The sequence below is a fragment of the Streptomyces diversicolor genome (genome assembly GCF_057537855.1).
Window position 1 is genome coordinate 32,749 of the sequence record NZ_BAAJXA010000040.1, and the last position, 20,374, is coordinate 53,122.

Annotated in this window: 23 protein-coding genes; 8 read left to right on the forward strand and 15 right to left on the reverse strand. The window is 71.8% G+C overall.

Annotated features, from left to right (window positions below; translation table 11 throughout):
• Window positions 1-101 precede the first annotated feature (101 nt).
• Window positions 102-527, forward strand: coding sequence for a D-aminoacyl-tRNA deacylase (gene dtd / locus AC27LF_RS35310; protein WP_479660373.1), 426 nt, complete (start codon window positions 102-104; stop codon window positions 525-527).
• A 34-nt stretch (window positions 528-561) separates the two neighbouring features.
• Here the strand turns inward: dtd and ygfZ are convergent, their stop codons facing one another.
• The 6 genes from ygfZ to AC27LF_RS35340 all read right to left on the reverse strand — a co-directional run bounded on the left by ygfZ (window position 562) and on the right by AC27LF_RS35340 (window position 5,598).
• Entirely contained in the window at window positions 562-1,527 is a 966-nt protein-coding gene (gene ygfZ / locus AC27LF_RS35315) for a CAF17-like 4Fe-4S cluster assembly/insertion protein YgfZ (RefSeq protein ID WP_479660374.1), read from the reverse strand.
• A 9-nt stretch (window positions 1,528-1,536) separates the two neighbouring features.
• Window positions 1,537-1,974: a Fur family transcriptional regulator gene (locus AC27LF_RS35320; protein ID WP_479660375.1), complete on the reverse strand. Its 438-nt coding sequence runs from the start codon at window positions 1,972-1,974 to the stop codon at window positions 1,537-1,539.
• A gap of 210 nt (window positions 1,975-2,184) precedes the next feature.
• Complete coding sequence (locus AC27LF_RS35325; protein WP_479660376.1) at window positions 2,185-2,760, reverse strand: heme-binding beta-barrel domain-containing protein; 576 nt, start codon at window positions 2,758-2,760, stop codon at window positions 2,185-2,187.
• Window positions 2,761-2,990: 230 nt separating this feature from the next.
• On the reverse strand, window positions 2,991-3,869 hold the full coding sequence (locus AC27LF_RS35330) for a hypothetical protein (RefSeq protein ID WP_479660377.1): 879 nt from the start codon (window positions 3,867-3,869) through the stop codon (window positions 2,991-2,993).
• Window positions 3,866-4,792, reverse strand: coding sequence for a hypothetical protein (locus tag AC27LF_RS35335; RefSeq protein WP_479660378.1), 927 nt, complete (start codon window positions 4,790-4,792; stop codon window positions 3,866-3,868). The genes AC27LF_RS35330 and AC27LF_RS35335 overlap by 4 nt, the downstream gene beginning before the upstream one ends.
• A complete protein-coding gene (locus tag AC27LF_RS35340; RefSeq protein WP_479660379.1) occupies window positions 4,789-5,598 on the reverse strand; it encodes a hypothetical protein in 810 nt (269 codons plus the stop codon). The genes AC27LF_RS35335 and AC27LF_RS35340 overlap by 4 nt, the downstream gene beginning before the upstream one ends.
• 100 nt (window positions 5,599-5,698) lie before the next feature.
• Here AC27LF_RS35340 and AC27LF_RS35345 point away from each other — a divergent pair, with 100 nt between their 5' ends.
• Window positions 5,699-6,061, forward strand: a complete 363-nt coding sequence (locus AC27LF_RS35345) for a DsrE family protein (protein ID WP_479660380.1) — start codon at window positions 5,699-5,701, stop codon at window positions 6,059-6,061.
• 100 nt (window positions 6,062-6,161) lie between these two features.
• Here AC27LF_RS35345 and AC27LF_RS35350 read toward each other — a convergent pair whose 3' ends face one another.
• From AC27LF_RS35350 to AC27LF_RS35385, 8 genes are all read right to left on the reverse strand, one after another.
• The gene (locus tag AC27LF_RS35350) at window positions 6,162-6,419 is read right to left on the reverse strand and encodes a DUF3099 domain-containing protein (protein ID WP_404034050.1); all 258 of its coding nucleotides are present in this window, start codon (window positions 6,417-6,419) and stop codon (window positions 6,162-6,164) included.
• A gap of 86 nt (window positions 6,420-6,505) precedes the next feature.
• Window positions 6,506-6,793, reverse strand: a complete 288-nt coding sequence (locus tag AC27LF_RS35355) for a DUF1416 domain-containing protein (protein WP_004986406.1) — start codon at window positions 6,791-6,793, stop codon at window positions 6,506-6,508.
• A 50-nt stretch (window positions 6,794-6,843) separates the two neighbouring features.
• The gene (locus AC27LF_RS35360; RefSeq protein WP_479660381.1) at window positions 6,844-7,689 is read right to left on the reverse strand and encodes a sulfurtransferase; all 846 of its coding nucleotides are present in this window, start codon (window positions 7,687-7,689) and stop codon (window positions 6,844-6,846) included.
• 125 nt (window positions 7,690-7,814) lie between these two features.
• Window positions 7,815-7,895: a putative leader peptide gene (locus AC27LF_RS35365; protein ID WP_362163317.1), complete on the reverse strand. Its 81-nt coding sequence runs from the start codon at window positions 7,893-7,895 to the stop codon at window positions 7,815-7,817.
• Window positions 7,896-8,161: 266 nt separating this feature from the next.
• Window positions 8,162-8,899, reverse strand: a complete 738-nt coding sequence (locus AC27LF_RS35370; RefSeq protein ID WP_479660382.1) for an LmeA family phospholipid-binding protein — start codon at window positions 8,897-8,899, stop codon at window positions 8,162-8,164.
• A 93-nt stretch (window positions 8,900-8,992) separates the two neighbouring features.
• The gene (locus AC27LF_RS35375; protein ID WP_479660383.1) at window positions 8,993-10,327 is read right to left on the reverse strand and encodes a hypothetical protein; all 1,335 of its coding nucleotides are present in this window, start codon (window positions 10,325-10,327) and stop codon (window positions 8,993-8,995) included.
• A 3-nt stretch (window positions 10,328-10,330) separates the two neighbouring features.
• Complete coding sequence (locus AC27LF_RS35380; protein WP_404034042.1) at window positions 10,331-10,585, reverse strand: MoaD/ThiS family protein; 255 nt, start codon at window positions 10,583-10,585, stop codon at window positions 10,331-10,333.
• Window positions 10,586-10,635: 50 nt separating this feature from the next.
• Entirely contained in the window at window positions 10,636-11,472 is an 837-nt protein-coding gene (locus AC27LF_RS35385) for an alpha/beta hydrolase (RefSeq protein ID WP_479660384.1), read from the reverse strand.
• A 170-nt stretch (window positions 11,473-11,642) separates the two neighbouring features.
• On the opposite strand from AC27LF_RS35385, the gene AC27LF_RS35390 reads away from it, so the two are divergent.
• From AC27LF_RS35390 to AC27LF_RS35415, 6 genes are all read left to right on the forward strand, one after another.
• Window positions 11,643-12,422 carry a winged helix-turn-helix transcriptional regulator gene (locus AC27LF_RS35390; protein ID WP_404034038.1) on the forward strand — a complete coding sequence of 260 codons (780 nt, stop codon included), beginning with the start codon at window positions 11,643-11,645 and terminating at the stop codon, window positions 12,420-12,422.
• Window positions 12,423-12,508: 86 nt separating this feature from the next.
• Window positions 12,509-13,531: a LacI family DNA-binding transcriptional regulator gene (locus AC27LF_RS35395; RefSeq protein ID WP_479660385.1), complete on the forward strand. Its 1,023-nt coding sequence runs from the start codon at window positions 12,509-12,511 to the stop codon at window positions 13,529-13,531.
• A gap of 142 nt (window positions 13,532-13,673) precedes the next feature.
• Window positions 13,674-14,888, forward strand: a complete 1,215-nt coding sequence (locus AC27LF_RS35400) for a S1C family serine protease (protein WP_479660386.1) — start codon at window positions 13,674-13,676, stop codon at window positions 14,886-14,888.
• Between the two features lie 92 nt (window positions 14,889-14,980).
• Window positions 14,981-15,199 (forward strand): hypothetical protein, encoded by a 219-nt coding sequence (locus AC27LF_RS35405; protein ID WP_479660387.1) that lies wholly within the window; start codon window positions 14,981-14,983, stop codon window positions 15,197-15,199.
• Window positions 15,200-15,686: 487 nt separating this feature from the next.
• Window positions 15,687-16,427 carry a response regulator transcription factor gene (locus AC27LF_RS35410; protein ID WP_479660388.1) on the forward strand — a complete coding sequence of 247 codons (741 nt, stop codon included), beginning with the start codon at window positions 15,687-15,689 and terminating at the stop codon, window positions 16,425-16,427.
• A complete protein-coding gene (locus AC27LF_RS35415; RefSeq protein ID WP_479660389.1) occupies window positions 16,424-17,884 on the forward strand; it encodes a sensor histidine kinase in 1,461 nt (486 codons plus the stop codon). Before AC27LF_RS35410 ends, AC27LF_RS35415 begins: the two co-directional genes overlap by 4 nt.
• A gap of 304 nt (window positions 17,885-18,188) precedes the next feature.
• Here the strand turns inward: AC27LF_RS35415 and AC27LF_RS35420 are convergent, their stop codons facing one another.
• On the reverse strand, window positions 18,189-19,976 hold the full coding sequence (locus AC27LF_RS35420; protein WP_479660390.1) for an ABC transporter ATP-binding protein: 1,788 nt from the start codon (window positions 19,974-19,976) through the stop codon (window positions 18,189-18,191).
• Window positions 19,977-20,374 lie beyond the last annotated feature (398 nt).

Consider the following 20,374-nt stretch of genomic DNA (forward strand, 5'->3'; position numbering starts at 1 on the left):
AACGGCCCCAGATGGGGGGTTAAGGCGCAAAAATCGGCTCGCCGACAGGTCCTTTCGGCCCACCCGCCGACCGTCCTGGAACACCCGGCATCATGGTCGGCATGCGTGCGGTGGTGCAGAGGGTGGACGGCGCGAGTGTCGTCGTGGACGGCGAGACGGTCGGGGCGATCGAGGGCGAGGGCCTGTGCGTCCTGGTCGGGGTCACCCACGAGGACACCAAGGAGAAGGCGGCGCAGCTCGCCCGCAAGCTCTGGTCGCTGCGCATGCTGCACGACGAGCGGTCGTGCAGTGACACCGGCGCCCCGCTGCTGGTCATCAGCCAGTTCACGCTGTACGGGGACGCCCGCAAGGGACGCCGGCCCACCTGGAACGCGGCGGCCCCCGGCGATGTCGCCGAGCCGCTGGTGGACGAGGTGGTCGCCCGGTTGCGTGCCCTGGGCGCGACGGTGGCGACGGGCCGGTTCGGCGCGCAGATGCGGGTCTCGCTGACGAACGACGGCCCGTTCACCGTGCTGCTGGAGATGTGAGTCCCGGGAGTCTCAGGGAGCCCAAGAGGGCCTGTCAGGGCTCGACGACGGTCTCCTGGGCCGCCGCCGTGTCCCCGGCCATCAGCCGCGCGTCCACCGGCACGTTCCGCTTGACCAGGGCGAGGGCGACCGGCCCCAGTTCGTAGTGGCGCACGGACGTCGTGATGAACCCGACCTTGCGGCCGTCGGGGTCCTCGTCCGCGAGTCGGATCCCGGTGCCGTGCGGCGGCAGGTGCACCTCGCTGCCGTCGAGGTGCAGGAAGACCAGGCGGCGCGGCGGCTTGCCCAGGTTCTGCACCCGGGCGACGGTCTCCTGGCCGCGGTAGCAGCCCTTTTGCAGATGGACCGCGGAGCCGATCCAGCCCAGTTCGTGCGGGATGGTGCGGTGGTCGGTCTCGAAGCCGAGGCGCGGCCGGTGCTGTTCGACGCGCAGCGCCTCGTGGGCGAGGATCCCGGCGGGCGGGCCGGCCTTCTCGGCGTACGACTCCAGGTCCGCGCGCGGCAGGAACAGGTCACGGCCGTACGCCGTCTCGCGCACGACGACGCCGTCCGGGGCCTCGGCGATCGAACCGGCGGGCAGGTGGACGACGGCGAAGTCGGCGGTGCGGTCGGCGACCTCGACCCGGTAGAAGAACTTCATCGATTCCAGGTACGCGATCAGCGCGTCCTGGGTGCCGGGCTCCACGTGGGCCCAGACCGTGTCGCCGTCGTCCACCAGGTACAGGGCGTGTTCGATGTGGCCGTGCGCGGACAGGATCAGCGCCTCGGTGGCCTCGCCCGCGGGCAGCTCGCTGACGTGCTGGGTGAGCAGGAGGTGCAGCCAGCTCAGCCGGTCCGCACCGGAGACGGTCACCACTCCACGGTGCGAGAGGTCGACGAAACCGGTGCCGTCGGCGAGGGCGCGCTGTTCGCGGAACAGGTCGCCGTAGTGGGCGGCGACGCCTTCGTCCGCGCCCTCGGCGGGGACGGCGCCGGGCAGGGACAGCAGGGGGCTCTTCATGCGACAAGCCTACGACTTGGTAGTTGAACACTTGAGGGAGCAGTCGCGGCACCGGCCGAAGATCGCGAAGTGCTTCATGTCCGTGTCGAAGCCGAAGTTCGCCCGCAGCTTGGCGGTGAACTCGGCGGCGACCGACACGTCCGCCTCGATGACGTTCTGGCAGTCCCGGCACACCAGGTGTATGTGGTGGTGGCGGTCGGCGAGGTGGTAGGTCGGGGCGCCGTGACCGAGGTGGGCGTGCGAGACGAGGCCCAGCTCTTCGAGCAGTTCCAGCGTGCGGTAGACCGTGGAGATGTTGACGCCGGAGGCGGTCTTGCGCACCTCCACGAGGATGTCGTCGGGCGTCGCGTGTTCCAGGGTGTCCACGGCTTCGAGCACGAGTTGCCGCTGCGGCGTCAGCCGGTAGCCACGCTGCCTGAGGTCGCTCTTCCAGTCGGTGCTCACCACACCCCCAGTCTAGGGCGGCACAACCCGCTACACGCCGCCCCCACCCGGACACACGACGCGATCGGTGCGGTCGCCCCGCTGCGCGCCTTCGTCCACACCTGGGCCGTCTCCGTCGCCGGCCGGCGCCACCCGGCCCGCGCGGCGCGACCGCGTCACCTGGAGCAGGTCCAAAGGGGAAGCCCCCAGGGTGCGGGACTTTCCCGGCGGGGGCTACTTGAAGAAGGTGATTCCGTTGTCCGGGAGGTCTTCGGGGAGGGCTTTCGCCCAGCGTTCGACCTCCTCGGGGGTGACGACCTTCTTCAGGTGCGCGGACATGTAGGGGCGCAGCCCGACCTCGGGGGTCTGCTTCTCGCCGACCCACATCAGGTCGCTGTTCACATAGCCGTACAGCCGCTTGCCACCGGAGTAGGGGCGGGCGCCGGCCGTCCGCGCCACCGCGTCCGTGACCAGGTCGATCTGCGGCTTCTTGGCGGCCAGCTCGCCGTACCAGATCTCGATGACACCGTCGTCACGGGTCATGGTGACCTCGACCTTGCGGTCGGCGTCGACCCGCCAGAAACCGGACTCCGACTCCAGCGGGCGGACCTTGTTCCCGTCCTTGTCCAGCACCCAGGTGCGGGAGCGGTACTCCAGGAAGTCCCGGCCGTCGTGGCCGAAGGTGACCTCCTGGCCGAAGTTGCACTTCTCGGAGCCGGGGAAGTCGTGCACACCCGCGCCGGCCCAGTCGCCGAGCAGGAAGGCCAGGGGGACCAGGTCCTTGTGAAGGTCCGACGGGATCTCGATCATGAGCGGTGGTTCCTGGATCGGTTCGGGTACGGGCTCAGCGCTGGCCCTGGTACAGCTTCTTCACGGCCAGCCCGGCGAAGGCCAGGACGCCGACGCAGACCAGGACCAGCAGGACTTCGAAGAACGTTTCCACGGGTGCTCCTTGAGCGAGGGTGGCATACAGGGCCGGGGCGGCTTCAGCTTACGTCAGCCCTCCTTGCCACCCTCCACGCGTGCCCCGCGCAGGCCGTTCAGCCCAGCAGCTGGCTCTGCAGGGTCACCGTCTGCTGGAAGGGCACGGCCGCGGCCCTGCCCTTGCGGGACTGCACGACCAGGGCCACGACATCGCCCGCGCCGAGGTACGCCTGCCGCACATGGGCCGCGCCGTACGGCTTCACCTCGTCGTAGGCGAACCGCGTGATCCCGTCGATGCCGGCGTCGGTCGGATAGCCGTCGTCGGTCTCCGCCGAGGCGGCACCGCGGGCGGCGTGGATGGGCGTGCTGTAGTCGGCCAGCTCCCCCAGGACGTCCTCGGCCATCAGTGCCGTGTCGAACTGCAGCAGATAGACACCGGTGTGCGTGCCGTCGCCGGTGGTCCAGCCGCGGGCGGCGATGTGCCGCAGCCCGGAGTCGGTGAGGAGTTGTCCGACCTCCTCCCGGTCCTCCCGTTCCGCGAACACGGTCAGGAACCGCTTCGTGGCCAGCCAGCCGTCGGTGCCGCGCAGCGCCTTGTCGTCCGTCGCCCCGTCCGGCGCGGGCAGCAGCAGCGCGCGCAGGTCCGCGTGGTGGGTGCCGGCCTCGTTCTCGGGGTCCAGCGGGCCGGGGCTGCCGGGCGGCAGCGGTGCCGCGCTGATCTCCGGGTAGGGCCAGCGTCCGTCCGACTCGGTGGCGAGCCCGGGTACGTCCGTGCGGTCCAGCTGGGTGATCCCGTACGCCGTGCCGGCCCCCACCGCCGCGAAGACCGCGACCGCGGCGCTCCAGCGCAGGACGGCCCGCAGGAGGCGACGGTCCTTGCGCGGCGACGGAGCGGCCGGCGGGTGGTCGGGGAGCGCGGGAGCGATGGCGCCGGACGTCTGGCCGGTCGGCTGCGTCGCCTCGGGGGCGACCGTCGTCTGCGGTTGCTCGGTCATACGGCCTGTCCCGGGTCGTCGATGCGGTCGAGTTGGGCGGCGAAGAAATCGGCGGTGAGGTCCGCGTCGATCGGGTCCGGCCCGTCGATGGTGGCGCTGACCAGTACGTCTCCCACGTCGGCGGTGCAGAACCCCGCGCCGAGGTCGCCGGTGTCGCCCTTGGGCGTCAGATAGCAGCGGGTGCCCTCGTGGCCCTTGATCTCCGGGCTCTTGCGGAAGAGGTCCGCGGCCGAGAGCGCCTGGTTCAAGGACATCGCCATCCGCCGCACCGCGGAACGGCTCTCCAGCCGCAGCAGCGTGACGGAGACGGTGACGGAGTCGTGGGTCTCGTCGGCGGCGCCGCGATCCGGTCGGACGGCGTAGCTGCGCATCGCCATGCCCTTGATGTGCTGCTCGTCGACCAGCTTCTCCACGTTCCGGCGCATGGTGCGGGGCAGTTCCTTCAGGGACTGCTTGCGCAGGGCGGTGGCCTGCGCCCCGCTGAACTCCACGTCCGGGCCGAACTCCGCGAGGTCCGGGCCCTGGGCGTAGCCGTCGGTTCCGTACGGCAGCAACATGGCGCTCAGCCCCGACCCGGGCTTCTTGGCCCCCTCGGTCTCCTTGTCGTTCGCCTCGTTCTTCGCGTCGTCCTCGTCCGCCGCCCGGAACTGCCAGGTGGGCCTGCCCGCGCCCCGGTCGGCGTCCCGCACGGTCACCGCGGTGTAGCCGACACCGCCGATCAGCGCGCACGCCAGGAGCACGGAACCGGCGACGGCGGCAATACGGCGGGGGCGGACCCGACGGGCGTTCTCGGCGTCCTCTGGGTTCTCGCGGTTCTCTGGGCTCTCGCGGCTCTCGCGGCTCTCGCGGTTCTCGCGGTTCTCGCGGTTCTCTGGGTGCTCTGGGTGCTCTGGGTGCTCGGGGTTCTCGGGGTGCTCGCTCACAGCTCGTCCATCTGCCTCTCGGCCAGATCCATGATCGTCGCCTTGGGGATCGGCTTGGTGTCGTTGATCAAGATCTCCAGGGCGATGTCACCACGCCAGGCGTACGCCTCGGCTCTGTACACCGGCGGATAACCCGGCTTCCGGTCAGGTGTGTCGCGCACGTACGCCCTCCCGTCCCCGGTGCCGGGAACGGCCCAGCTGCGCACGTCGTCCGCGTCCAGCGCCCAGTAGCGGCCGTCGGAGGCCAGCTCCGAGGCGCCCGCCTTCTGTTCCTGGCGGAACTGCACGAGGAAGATCTCGACCGCGCGGGTGTCGTCCTCCCGCCAGGAGGTGCCGGCCGCGCGTCGGAACTCGTTGTTGGTGAGGTCGTTGAACTTGTAGGCCGGACTCCCGTACCGGTCCGCGTACGCGGCCTGGTCCAGCCAGCCGTCGTCCGTCCGCAGGAAGCCGTCCTCGGCCCCCTTGGGCCGGGAGAGCAGCAGCTTGCGCAGGTCACCGTCGGTCTTGACGCGGCGGTCCTGTGCCGCCGACAGCGGCTCGACCGTGCCCTCGGCCTGCCCGACCACGGGCTGGGAGAGCGGCGGCAGTCCGGTCGGTTCGCGGTCCGCCTGGACGAGGTAGCCGGCGCAGGCACCGGCGACGATGCCGAGCACGGCCGCGGCGGCGAACAGCGCCCTCGTACGGCCGCGGCGGGTTGAGCGGGGTGGGCGGGGTATCTGCGGCTCGGCCACTTCGGCGACCGCACCTTCGGCGACCACCGCTTCGGCGAACGCCGCTTCCTCGCCCGGTCTTTCGGGATCTTCCACGACATCCCTCTCAGAACGTTGAGCGCGCCTTTCACATCGCGCGCACAGGAGACCCATGGGCAACCCGCACCGTTGCAAGGAAGTTGATTACGATTCGGGCATGGCGAAGAAGCTCGTGATCAAGGTGACGGCGGGGGCCGATGCCCCCGAACGCTGCTCGCAGGCGTTCACGGTCGCGGCGGTGGCCGTGGCCAGCGGGGTCGAGGTCTCCCTGTGGCTGACCGGCGAGTCGTCGTGGTTCGCGCTGCCGGGCCGGGCCGCCGAGTTCGAGCTGCCGCACGCCGCCCCGCTGCCCGATCTGCTGGAGTCGGTCCTGGCCGGCGGCACGGTCACCCTGTGCACGCAGTGCGCGGCCCGCCGTGAGATCACGGAGAAGGACGTCGTCGAGGGCGTACGGATCGCGGGCGCGCAGGTCTTCGTGCAGGAGGCACTGGGCGACGACACCCAGGCACTCGTCTACTGAGAAACGCACCGGAAAGACAGCGCCCCAGCGCCCCCAAGGGGCGCCCACGACGGCGCCGCGGACGGGCCACGCCCCCGCAGCGGCACGTCCAGCGGAGCGCTCAGTGGCGCTTCTTGCCGTCCAGCTCGTCCCACCACGCGTCGGACTCCGGGTCGCCCGACGGGTCGTCCCACCAGCGGTCCTCGGGGCCGCGCCGGTTGGCGATCATCGCGGCGACGGGCGGGATGACCATGGCCACCACGCACATGGCGACGGCCGCCGGCACGGACCAGATGCGCACGACTCCCCAGGCCAGGACGAAGAGCGCGATGCACACGCCCATCATGGCGAAGTACAGATGACGCCGCCGTGCGTACATAACTCCAGGGTAGGTCCCGACAGACCAAAGGGCCGCGCCCGGGCGTTGGGCCCGTGGGGCGCGGCCCTTGGGCCGTACGTGCTCGCTCAGACCGCGATCGCGACCTCCGCGAGGCCGCCCTGCTGGGCGACGACGGTGCGGTCGGCGGTGCCGCCGGGCACGAGGGCGCGGACGGTCCAGGTGCCCTCGGCCGCGTAGAAGCGGAACTGTCCGGTGGCGGAGGTCGGGACCTCCGCGGTGAACTCGCCGGTCGAGTCCAGCAGCCGGACGTAGCCCGTCACCGGCTCGCCGTCGCGGGTCACCTGCCCCTGGATCGTGGTCTCACCGGGCTTGATCGTCGAGGCGTCCGGGCCGCCGGCCTTCGCTCCACACATACTGCTTCTCCAGAGGTCAGAGGTCTTGAGGTCTTGACGGGTCGGGTTGCCTACTTGCCGGCGCCCAGCTCGATCGGCACGCCCACCAGGGAGCCGTACTCGGTCCAGGAGCCGTCGTAGTTCTTGACGTTCTGGACGCCCAGCAGCTCGTGCAGCACGAACCAGGTCAGCGCGGAGCGCTCACCGATGCGGCAGTAGGCGATGGTGTCCTTGGCGAGGTCCACGTTCTCGTCGGCGTACAGCTCCTTGAGCGCGTCGTCCGACTTGAAGGTGCCGTCGTCGTTGGCGTTCTTCGACCACGGGATGTTCTTGGCGGACGGGACGTGCCCGGGCCGCTGCGACTGCTCCTGCGGCAGGTGCGCCGGGGCGAGCAGCTTGCCCGAGAACTCGTCGGGGGACCGGACGTCGACGAGGTTGTACGAGCCGATGGCGGCCACGACGTCGTCGCGGAACGCGCGGATGGACGTGTCCTGCGGCTTGGCCTTGTAGTCGGTCGCGGCGCGCTCGGGCACCTCGGTGCCGTCGACCAGCTCGCGGGCGTCCAGCTCCCACTTCTTGCGTCCGCCGTCGAGGAGCTTGACGTTCTCGTGGCCGTACAGCTTGAAGTACCAGTACGCGTAGGACGCGAACCAGTTGTTGTTGCCGCCGTAGAGGATCACCAGTGTGTCGTTGGCGATGCCCTTCGCCGACAGAAGCTTCTCGAAGCCTTCCTGGTCGATGAAGTCACGGCGGACCGGGTCCTGGAGGTCCTTGGTCCAGTCGATGCGGATCGCGTTCCTGATGTGGTTCTTCTCGTACGCGGTCGTGTCCTCGTCGACCTCGACGATGGCGATGTTCGGGTCGTCGAGGTGCTCCTGCAACCAGTCGGCGTCGACCAGGACGTCGCTGCGGCTCATGCTCTTTCTCCTCCGGGGCAGTTGCGGCGGGGCGTGCGAGTGCGTGGGGCGCGGACTCCCCGGGGGGAGCGCGCACGGGTGCCCTCTGCTGGGCGGTCGAAGAACGCGGAAGTCGGGGCTCCCGCTCAGAAGGGGCGACAGAGCATGGCGGAGACGCGGCACAGGTCTACTGCCCGCCGCTTCGTGAGGTCCGCCTGTCGCTTCATGGCCTCGATCGTAGGGACGGACGGGCGGGCATGTCACCGGCGTGTCGCATGGTGAGATGCGATCGTCCGGGATGTGGGATCACAGGACTGCCGGGCCGCCCGGCACGCGCCCCGCGGGCCGCCGTGGGGCGCACGGCATCTGCGCTACGGACATGGACGTCTCGCCTGTCGGACGCTCGGTGGCTGCCCGCCGGCCGCCGAGGGCCGCGCGGCGCCGCCCCGGGGCCGCCCGTGGTGCCTCGTGGCGGTGGTCGGCGCTGTCCGTCCTACCCGGCCAGCCGGACGTTCGAACCCCGCACCGTGATCTCGACGCCGTCCGGCGCAGCCCGCACCGTGTCCAGCTTGATGCCACCGGGCAGCTGGTCGATGGCCTGCTGGAAGTCGGTGATCTCCCGGACCCGCTCCTCGGCGAGGTTCGCACCGCCGAACTTCGGCAGGGTGTCGGCGTGCACCCGCACCGTGTCGCCCTTGACGGTGACCGTGCTCAGCACGGAGACGGGGTTGGGCAGCTTGGCGCCGAGGACCGTGGCCTCCACCGAGACCTTGATCTTGCCGTTGCCGCCGTCGGAGAGGCCGATCACGCGGGCGGTGACACCGGGGGCGACCTCGGTGGTGTCGGACTTGGCGGTCTTCAGCAGCTCGTCGTAGGCGATGGTCGCGGTGCCGTCGGCGGTGGCCGCGGTGGCGGAGCTGAAGTCGCCGGAGAACTCGACGCCCTTCATGTGCGCCTTCAGGTCGTCGATGCGGACGCTCTGTCCGTCGGTGCCGGTGGGGGCCTGGTAGTCCTTGATGCCGACCTCGACGTCGTCCAGCGAGCCGCCGGCCAGCTGGGTGAGGAAGGGGAAGCCGTTGATCGACACGTCCGGGGTGGCGGACAGGTTCTCCGTCGTCCTGAGCTTGTCGGCCGCCTCGCCCTGCGCGAAGTGGACCGCGACGCGGTCGACGATCACGAACAGACCGCCGAGGATCACGACGACGATCAGAAGTATTCGCAACGCGCGCATGGGGTCCCCCACCTAGGCAGTCGACAACGCAGTCACGGTAACGCCCGGCGGGGCCGGTCCCCGGGTTTTGTCGATCACCTGTGACGTGCGCTCTCAGCCCAGGGCCCGGCCGAGGACCCACACCACCGGTGCCGCGGCCGACAGCGGCAGTGCCACACCCGCGGTGAAGTGCACGAACCGGGACGGGTAGTCGTAGGCGGCCACGCGGTGTCCGACGAGCGCGCACACGGCCGCCGCCGCGCCGACCAGGGCGCCCTTCGCGCCGAGACCGGTCATCTGGCCGACCGCGATGCCGGCGCCCGCCGCCGCGAGCAGCGAGACGGCCATGGAGGCCGGGGTGGGCAGCGGGAGCGTGCGGGCCAGGACCGCCACGGCCACCGCGGCGGCACCGACCGACGCGGTGTGCGGGTCGGCGCCCAGATAGCCCGTCGCGATGACCGCGAGCGCGGTGGCGGCGACCGTCGCCATCAGCCCGTACATCCGCTCGTCCGGGTCGGCGTGCGAGCGCAGTTGCAGGACCAGGGCGAGCAGGATCCACACGCCCAGCGGGCCGAGGATGGCGGCGGGCGCGTGCTCACGGCCCGCGACCAGCAGCGTCACGTCCGCGGTGAGCGCGCCGGCGAAGGCGAGCGCGATGCCCTGCCGGGCGGGCCACATGCCGTTCAGCCGGAACCAGCCCGCCGCGGTCACGGCCTGGAGCACGACCAGCGGCACGACCAGGGCGTACGAGCCGACCGCCGCGGTGCCGGCGAGCAGCAGGCCGAGCAGCGCGGTGAGCGCCGCGGGCTGCATTCCCGGGTCGATGATCGGGGAGCGGCCCTCCAGGCGGGCCCGCTGGGCGTCGGTGACGCGGGCGTTCCCGGCGAGGGTGGCGGGGCCGTACGCGGGCCCTGCCGTACGCGGGACGGCGGACGGGGCCTGAGGGGCCTGAGCGGGCGCCTGCTGCGCCATGGACGCCCCGTGCGGCTCGTGGGGCGCATGGGGCATGTGGGGCGCAGGGGGCGCGGCGGGGGCGGTCGCGGGGGCCTGGGCGGCGTAGCCGTGCGCCGGCAGGTACGCGGTCGGCGCGGCCTCCTCGGCCGACGGCAGCGGCGCGTGCACCTGGGTCTCCCAGGTCTGCCCCTGCCACTGCTGGGTGAGCTGCGGGTCGTACCCGGACTGGTCATAACCGGACTGGTGATGACCGGACTGGTCATGACCTGGCTGCCCGTACCCCGGCTGGCCGGACTGCCCGTACCCGGACTGGCCGGACTGGTTGTGACCGGACTGCCCGTACCCGGACTGGTCGTAGCCCTGGTGGGCGGGCCACGCCTGCGGGGCCTGTTGCCCGGCCTGGTGCCCGGCCTGGTGTCCGGTCTGGTGGGGCTGCTGCTGCCGGTAGGGGTCGTACCCCTCGTACGGACCGCCGTCATACGGCTGCTGGGTCATCGCTCACCCTCCTGCGAATGGCGGGAGCACCTCGACCGTGCCGCCCTCGGCCAGCCGTACCGTCTCATGCTCACGGGTCCCCACCGGGTCGCCGTCGACCAGGAACGAGCATCGCCGCAGCACGCGCGGCAGTTCGCCGGGATGCCGCGCGCGCACCGCGGCCAGCGCCTCGGCGAGGGTCGCCGCGTCATGGGCCTCCTCGGCGACCCCGGCCGCGGCCTTCGCGGCGGCCCAGTAGCGCACCGTGACCTTTGCCATCTCGTCCTCAAGTCCGTGTGTACATCAGTACGTAGTCTCAACACGCCAGGCTAGCCCGCCCGGACGGCCGCCCAGTCCCCGATCCGGGCCAGCAGGGCCTCGTCGGCCGCGTGCTCGGCGTGACCCATGCCGGGTTCCAGCCACAGTTCCCCGTGGTCACCGGAGGCGGCGGCCAGCATCCGGGGGTGGTCGAGCGGGAAGTAGCCGTCCCGGTCGCCGTGCACGATCAGCAGCGGGGTCGGCGCGATCCGCGGCACCGCCTCCACCGGGGACAGCGGGACCGGGTCCCAGTCGCGGTGGTGGATGCGGGTGCGGAACCCGTAGCGGCCGACCAGTCGGCCCTCGGGGCGCGTCACCAGCCAGTGCACCCGGCGCATCGGCGCGGTGCCCCGGTAGTACCAGCGGGCCGGGGCGCTCACCGCGACCACGGCGTCGGCACCCGGGTGCAGCGCCGCGTGCCGCAGCACCACAGAGCCGCCCATGGAGAAGCCCACGGTGACCACGCGCGCGTGCCCGAGCGCGCGGGCCCACTCCACCGCGGCGGCCAGGTCCAGCACCTCCCGGTCGCCGACCGTGGAACGCCCGCCGGACGCCCCGTGGCCGCGGAACGAGAAGGTGACGACCGCGCCCCTGCGGGCGAGGGCCGCCGCGACCCGGCGCACATGCGGCCGGTCCACGTCCCCGGTGAAGCCGTGGGCGACGACGAACACCAGGTCACGGGAGGGTGGCGCGGAGGCGCCGTATACGACCGCGCCCGGGTCGTATACGGAATCGAGGAAAACCCCGTCGGCCGTACACAGAAACGTCCGCAAAGGTGCCCGTCTGCCCGTCCCGGAGCCCTGATGAATGATGGAGCGTGCCACATGACCTGCCGGACCGTTGCTCATGTCGGCTATTCTGCTGGGCAGAGGACTCGGGCAGCGTAGCCCCCGGGTCCTTTTGTGCTTTCGGAAGCGTTGTATACGAAGCGGGAAACCGCAGGTGTACGGGGCCTTCGGGATCGCAGAGCAGTTCCCGCCGCACACGTCCTCGCAGGGACCGAGGAGGAACCAGACACATGAGTTCTCTGCTGCTCCTGACCAACGCCCTCCAGCCGTCGACGGAGGTGCTTCCCGCCCTCGGACTGCTGCTGCACAACGTGCGGGTGGCCCCGGCGGAGGGACCCGCCCTCGTCGACACCCCGGGCGCCGACGTCATCCTGATCGACGGCCGCCGCGACCTCCCCCAGGTGCGCAGCCTGTGCCAGCTGCTGCGCTCCACCGGCCCCGGCTGTCCGCTCGTCCTCGTCGTCACCGAGGGCGGCCTCGCCGCCGTCACCGCCGACTGGGGCATCGACGACGTGCTCCTGGACACCGCCGGCCCCGCCGAGGTGGAGGCACGCCTCCGGCTGGCCATGGGCCGCCAGCAGATCGTCAACGACGACTCCCCGATGGAGATCCGCAACGGCGACCTGTCGGTCGACGAGGCGACCTACTCCGCCAAGCTCAAGGGCCGGGTCCTCGACCTGACCTTCAAGGAGTTCGAGCTTCTGAAATACCTCGCACAGCACCCGGGCCGCGTCTTCACCCGCGCCCAGCTGCTCCAGGAGGTGTGGGGCTACGACTACTTCGGGGGCACACGGACCGTCGACGTGCACGTACGACGGCTGCGCGCCAAGCTTGGTCCGGAGCACGAGTCGCTGATCGGAACCGTACGGAACGTCGGTTATCGATTCGTTACTCCTGAGAAGGGCGACCGCGCCGCGGACGAGGCGAAGGCCAAGGCGGCCCGGCCAAAGCCGGAGGATGCGGACGCATCGGCCGTGCTCGACGGCAGCGAGGTCAAGGCCGAGGCGTAGTCACGGCACGGGTGGGGCGTTGCTCGCGCACAGGCAAGCCGCGATAAGCCCTGCCCAGCGCGGATCTCTCCGCGTAGACTCCGCGCGTGGCCAAGGTGACTCGGGATGACGTGGCGCGGCTGGCGGGCACTTCCACCGCCGTGGTCAGCTACGTCATCAACAACGGACCCCGGCCGGTGGCCCCGGCCACGCGCGAGCGTGTCCTCGCGGCGATCAAGGAACTGGGGTACCGGCCCGACCGGGTGGCCCAGGCCATGGCCTCGCGGCGCACCGACCTCATAGGACTGATCGTGCCGGACGCACGCCAGCCCTTCTTCGGGGAGATGGCCCACGCGGTCGAGCAGGCCGCCTCCGAGCGCGGGAAAATGGTGCTCGTCGGCAATTCCGACTACATCGGCGAGCGCGAGGTCCACTATCTGCGGGCCTTCCTCGGGATGCGGGTCTCCGGTCTGATCCTCGTCTCCCACGCGCTCAACGACCTCGCCGCGGCCGAGATCGAGGCATGGGACGCCCGGGTGGTGCTGCTGCACGAACGGCCCGAGGCCATCGACGACGTCGCCGTCGTCACCGACGACCTCGGCGGCGCCCAGCTCGCGGTGCGCCACCTGCTGGAGCACGGGTACGAGTACGTCGCCTGCGTGGGCGGCACGGCCGACACACCTGCCGTGGGCGACCCGGTCTCCGACCACGTCGAGGGCTGGCGGCGCGCCCTGGACGAGGCCGGCATCCCCACCGAGGGCCGCCTCTTCGAAGCCCCGTACAACCGCTATGACGCCTACCGGGTCGCCCTGGAGATCCTTTCCGGCCCCGACCGGCCGCCCGCGATCTTCTGCTCCACCGACGACCAGGCGATCGGCGTGCTGCGGGCCGCGCGGGAGCTGCGGCTCGACGTGCCGGGCGAGCTGGCCGTGGCCGGCTTCGACGACATCAAGGAGGCGGCCCTGGCCGACCCGCCGCTGACCACGGTCGCCTCGGACCGGTCCGCTATGGCACGGGCCGCCGTGGACCTCGTCCTCGATGACGGCCTCCGCGTGGCCGGCTCACGCCGGGAGCGGCTGAAGACCTTCCCGTCCCGACTGGTACTGCGCCACTCCTGCGGCTGTGTATGAGGTTTCTCAGGCGTCCATGAGGGCTTTCTGAGAGGCGCCGCCCCGCTGCGAGAACCGTCTTTATATCGGGCAAACGAGGTTCTGCCGGGCTTCTCAGGGAGCGCTCAGGAACCTCTCATGGTGGCGGGCAAAGCTCTATGGCATGACCGAGAGCCTCCGCAGCAGCGGCGCGTACGAGAACCCCCAGGGTGACGCCCACCAGGGCGCGTACCCCCAGCAGCACGCCTCCTCCCCCGTGAACCCGGAATGGCCGCCCCCGCCCGCCCACCGGCCGGCGGAACCGGTCTCCGTCGAGCCGGGCACCACCGTGTGGCCGGGCGGCGGGGCCGCCGCGGCCACCGCGCCGCTCGCCGCCGACGCCGGTCGGGGCGGGGCCGGCGGGCACGACGGCGGAACCGCTCTCCTCGCGACCGCGCCGGGCGGCGACGGCGGTGCGCCGCAGGCGCCGCAGTCCGCGCACTCCCCGCAGTCCGCGCACTCCCCGCACAAGAAGCGCGCCCGGGGGCCGATAGGGTTGCTGGCCGCCGTGGCGATCGTCGCCGCTGCGGTGGGCGGCGGCACGGCGTACGCCTTCCAGGAGCTGACCGGCAAGGACTCCGCCCCGGTCAGCAGCACCGCCACCCAGGTGGTGCCGTCCAGCAAGAAGGGCGATGTCGCCGCCATCGCCGCCGCGGTCAGCCCGAGCGTGGTCGAGGTCAACGCGACGCTCGCGGGCGGCTCGTCCACCGGCTCCGGCGTGGTCATCACCTCCGACGGCGAGATCATCACCAACAACCACGTCGTCTCCGGCGCCTCGTCGATCAAGGTGCGGACCAGCGAGGGCAAGGAGTACACGGCGGACGTCGTGGGCACCGACAGCTCCAAGGACCTCGCCCTGATCAAGCTGCGCGGCGCCTCCGGTCTGAAGGCCGCCTCCCTCGGCGACTCCTCCGGGGTGCAGGTCGGCGACACGGTCGTGGCGATCGGCTCCCCCGAGGGGCTGACCGGCACCGTCACCAGCGGCATCGTCTCCGCCCTGAACCGCGACGTGACCGTCTCCACGGACGAGAGCCAGGGGCAGGGCCGGGGCGACGGCCGGTGGCCGTTCCAGTTCGGCGGCCAGGAGTTCAACGGCGACACGGGCTCCTCCACCACCACGTACAAGGCCATCCAGACCGACGCGTCCCTCAACCCCGGCAACTCCGGCGGTGCCCTGATCGACGCGGGCGGCAACATCATCGGCATCAACTCCGCGATGTACTCGGCCACCGACTCCTCGTCGTCCTCGGACGCGGGCAGCGTCGGCCTCGGCTTCGCGATCCCCATCAACACCGTCAAGTCCGACCTGGCCAAGCTGCGGGCCGGCGCCACCGGCTGAGCGGGCGGGGCGGAGAGCGCAGCGCACACGCGAGAACACGACGGGCCCGGAGCACGAAGGGCTCGGCAGCACGAAGAGCTAGGGAGCACGTCATGATCAACACGATCGAGCAGATTTCGCACCCGATGGCAGGACTCGCCCCGGTCTGCACCGCCCTGGCCCTTGAGGTGGCGTACGAACTCCACGCGCCCCGGCCGCCGGCCCGGGCCACGGAGGTCGCCACCCCCGAACTGATGGGGCTGCGCCTGCCCGCCGCCCGCCCGCACCGCCACAAGGTCCCCCTGAAGCGCCTGACCGCCGTCCACGCCTGAGCCCGTGCCTGAGCCCGGACCGGCCGAGCTTGTCCCGACCGGTTCGGCGGGCGCGCCCAGGGGCGAGTCCGTACGGCTGGAGGCGACGGCTCCCACGACCGAGGCCACCGCGGCGGAGGCCGCGCGGCCGGTGCCCGGTGTCCCGGGCCCGCGACGCGGCGCCCGAGACCCGAGCCCGGCGCTCCACCCACAGCCGGAAACCCGGTCCCGACCCCCACCCGCACAACCCCGACTCCGTCACCCAAGCCACCGGCCCGGACACCCCCGCCCACGGCGGCCTCCCCGATCCAGACCCTCACCCGGACAACCCCGACTCCGTCACCCGAGCCACCGGCCCCGGCACCCCCACCCACCGCGGCCTCCCTGCCGGCGCTGGTCCGCGGCACCGGCGTCGGCGTCGGTGGCTCGTGCTTACCTGTTCGGTCGGAAACATGCGAGGCTGAATGGCGTCCCAGGCCCCCATCCCACCCCCGAGGAAACCCCGACGATGAGCTCCGCCGAAGGCGACCGTGAACCGCAGCGCATCCTGATCGTCGACGACGAGCCCGCCGTACGCGAAGCGCTCCAGCGCAGCCTGGCCTTCGAGGGGTACGACACCGAGGTCGCCGTCGACGGCGCCGACGCGCTGGAGAAGTCGGCCGCGTACCGGCCCGACCTGGTCGTCCTGGACATCCAGATGCCCCGCATGGACGGCCTGACGGCCGCCCGCCGCATCCGCGGTGCGGGCGAGACCACACCGATCCTGATGCTCACGGCCCGCGACACCGTCGGCGACAGGGTCACCGGCCTGGACGCCGGGGCCGACGACTACCTGGTCAAGCCGTTCGAACTGGACGAGCTGTTCGCCCGCATCCGCGCGCTGCTGCGGCGCAGCTCGTACGCCGCCTCGTTGGCCATGGCCGGCGCCACCCCGGACGACGAAGCCCTCACCTTCGGCGACCTGCGGATGAACCTCGCGACCCGCGAGGTCACCCGCGGCACCCGGCAGGTGGAACTGACCCGCACCGAGTTCACGCTGCTGGAGATGTTCATGGCCCATCCGCGCCAGGTGCTCACCCGTGAGCAGATCCTGAAGGCGGTCTGGGGCTTCGACTTCGAGCCGTCGTCGAACTCGCTGGACGTCTACGTCATGTACCTGCGCCGCAAGACCGAGGCGGGCGGCGAGCCGCGGCTCGTCCACACAGTCCGCGGCGTGGGATACGTGCTGCGCCAGGGCGGCGCCGAGTGACACGGCTGGTACGCCGGTTCCGGGCCCTGCCGATCCGCTCGCGCCTGTCGCTGCTGGTGGCGGCCGCGGTGGCGTTCGCGGTCGCGGCGGTCTCGGTGACCTGCTGGTTCATCGTGCAGGGGAAACTGTACGAACAGCTCGACAACGACCTGCAGAAGTCCGCGTTGGCCATGGTCAGGGGCCGCCCCCAGGACCTCGACAACATCCGGACCGCGCTCACCAACTGCACACAGACCCCGATCGCCGTCAACGGCTTCGGGTACTCCCAGGTGGTCACCTCGGACGGCACCCCCTGTCTCTTCCAGAGCTCGATCGGGCGGATCAAGGTCACCCCGACCGACGAGGACGTGATCAAGAACGCGGACGTCGACGGCACCAAGGGCGTCTTCCACAACGGCACCGACGCGGAAGGCAACCGCGTACGCGTGTTCACCGCGCCCCTCACCATCAGCAGCCCGATCTCCCAGAGCAACGCGGCCCTCATGGCAGCCGTCCCCCTCAAGGGCACCGAGAACACGCTCAAGGACCTGGCCCTGGTGCTGCTGCTGGTCTCCGGGATAGGGGTCGTCGGGGCCGGCGCCGCCGGTCTCGCCGTGGCCCGGGCCGGGCTGCGCCCGGTCGACAAGCTCACCGAGGCGGTGGAACACGTCGCCCGCACCGAGGACCTGACCATCCGCATCCCGGTGGTGGACGACAGCGAGGACGAGATCGCCCGACTGTCCCGGTCGTTCAACTCGATGACGTCCGCGCTGGCCAGCTCGCGCGAGTTGCAGCAGCAGCTGATCGCGGACGCCGGTCATGAACTGCGGACGCCGCTCACCTCGCTGCGCACGAACGTGGAACTGCTCACCCGCAGCGAGGAGACCGGCCGGCCCCTGCCACCGGCCGACCGCAAGGCGCTGCTGGCGTCGGTGAAGGCGCAGATGACGGAGCTGGCGTCGCTGATCGGTGACCTCCAGGAACTGTCCCGTTCGGAGAGCCAGCGCGGCGAACGGGTCCAGGTGATCGCGTTCCACGACACGGTGGAGACGGCGCTGCGCCGCGCCCGGCTGCGCGGCCCCGAGCTGACGATCACGGCCGACCTGGCGCCGTGGTACGTCCGCGGCGAACCATCCGCGCTGGAGCGGGCGATCGTCAACGTCCTCGACAACGCGGTGAAGTTCAGCCCCGACGGCGGCACGGTGGACGTGGCCCTGGCCAAGGGCGTCCTCACCGTCCGGGACCACGGTCCCGGCATCGCCGTCGAGGAACTACCGCATGTCTTCGACCGGTTCTGGCGCTCTCCGAGCGCGCGGGCACTGCCGGGTTCGGGCCTCGGCCTGTCGATCGTGGCCCGCACGGTCCAGCAGTCGGGCGGCGAGGTGTCCCTGGCCCCCGCGGCGGGCGGCGGCACGGTGGCCACGGTCCGCCTGCCCGGCGCCCCGACCGCCCCACCGGACCTGACGCCGGCACCGTGACCCGACCGCCGCCGTGTCCCGCGGCGGGCCGACCCGCCGGTGGTGCGGGCTTGCTTCCAGCAGAGGACCGCGGCGGACACCCCGAACGTGCGCGTCATGGGCCCGCGGCGCCCGCAGGAGAACCGCGGCGAGCCGCGGCTCGCCCACAACGTGCGGCGCAGGCCGGGACCACACCCGCGCCGCGGCCTACCCCCGGAGGGTCAGCGTGTCATCCGGGCCGGGCGCCAGGGACAGTAGAACCGCCTTCGGACCGCGGCTCGTCCACAACGTGCGGCGCAAGCCGGGACCACAACCGCGCCGCGGCCTACCCCCGGAGGGTCAGCGTGTCGTCCGGGTGGGGCGTCGAGGGCGGGGGGACCGTCTTCGGCAGGGGGGCGGCCAGTCGGGCGTACGCGCCGCCGTGGGCGAGCAGTTCGGTGTGGGTGCCCGTTTCCACCAGTCGGCCGCGGTCCACGACGAGGATGCGGTCGGCGTCCGGGGCCAGCGTCAGGTCATGGGTGATCATGATCGTGGTCCGGCCGGCCATCAGCCGGCGCAGGGGCCGCACCACCTGACGGGCGGCCACCGCGTCCAGGCCGGCCGTCGGCTCGTCCAGCACGAGGACCGGGGCGGCCCGGAGCATCGCGCGGGCGATGGCCAGGCGCCGCAGCTGGCCGCCGGACAGGGCGGCCGTGCCGGGGGCGATACGGGTGTCGTAGCCGTCGGGCAGTGCCGCGACGAAGTCGTGCGCCGCCGCGGCGCGGGCCGCCCGCTCGATCTCCGCGTCGCTCGCGCCGGGCCGGCCGCACGCGATGTTCTCGCGGACGGTGCCGCTCAGGACCGGCGTCCGCTGCGGCAGCAGGGCGATGTTCTCGCGCAGGAAGTCGAGGGGTACGTCGGTCAGCGGCACGCCGTCCAGCCGGATCGTGCCGGCCGAGGGGTCGTAGAAGCGGGTCAGCAGCGCGGTCAGGGTCGACTTGCCGGCGCCGCTCTCACCGGTGACGACGACCAGTTCTCCGGGGCCCGCGCCGAACGTGATGTCCCGCAGGGCGGTGCGGGGCGCGTCCGGGTAGCGGAAGCGGACGCCTTCGAAGTCGATCCGGCCGCGCACCGGCCAGGCGGTGACCGGCCGGGCCGGGTCGGTGACGGCGGGCTCGGCGTCCAGGATCTCGCCGATGCGTTCGGCGCCGGCCACGGCCTCGGTGACGGTGAGGCCGAGCCGGCCGAGGGCGCGCACGGGCGGGTAGAGGTAGCCGAGGAAGGCGGCGAAGGCCAGCAGTTGGCCCAGCGTCATACGCCCAGCGGAGATCTCCCACACACCGAGCCCGATCACCGTGAGCACGCACACCGTCTCGACGACCTCGACGAACTGCTCGTACAGCTCGCTCAGCCGCGCCCCGCGCACGCAGGCCCGCTGCCAGGCGCGGGCCTCGGCGTCGAGCCGTGCCTCCTCGTCGCGGCGGCGGTTGTATGCCTGGGTGAGCACGATGTTGCCCAGCGCCTCGGTCACCACCGAGGTGATCGCGCCGTCGGCGGCCCGCTCGTCCCGGGACGCCTTCTTGACGCGGCCGGCGAAGCGGCGGGCGGCGAGCAGGAAGAGGGGCGCGAGCAGGAACGTGGCCAGCGCCAGGTCCCAGCGCAGCCAGAACGCGGCGGCGGTGTAGAAGACGGCGGAGAAGGCGGCCCCGATCGAGCCGATCACTCCGGAGACGACCAGTTGCTCGATGGCCTCGACATCACCGGTGAGCCGCTCGACCAGGTCGCCCTGGCGGTGCCGCTGGAAGAAGTCCGGGGGCAGGCGCTGCACATGCCGGAAGGCGTGCGCGCGCAGCCGTCGCACGAACCGGTCGGCGGTCCAGGTGGCGAGCGAGTTGCCGAGGTAGCCGACCAGCGCGCCGAGGGCGGCGACGCCCAGCCAGGCGGCGGCCGGGCCCCAGAACGCGGACAGCGAACCGGCCTGCAGGGCATGGTCGGTGAGGTCGGCGAAGAGCAGGACGGCGGCGGTCTCGGTGAGCGCGGAGATCACCACGCAGGCCACGATCAGCGCCAGCCGGCTGCGGTCACCGCGGGTCAGCGGCCAGAAGCGGCAAAACGCCCGGCGGGCTTCTCTCATGGTCAACTCCCTTACACATCAGGGGGCATGGCACCAGGGAAGCGGCTGCGGACACGGCCGAGGCGGGGTCATCGGCGCGCGTGTGCTCGACCCGATGACCCCGCCTCGCGGCGGGCCTTTCCCCTCTTCCCGGGAATTCCCTGTGATTTACGTGGGTGAATTCTCGGTCAGCGCTCGCCGCCGACCGGACGCCGCCTCGGGGTGGGCTTCTTCGGCGCCGGCTTCTTCGCGGCCGGGGCGGGCTTGCGGGTCTTCTTGGCGGGGGTCACCTTGTGGAAGCTCATGTCTTCTCCTTGTTTCGTATGTCGTCCGCGCCTTTCGCTTTCGACATGGAAAACATTACGGGAGTCGAGCGCCAAAGAATGCCAATTCCGGTGAGACCTGAGTTAATTGAGACT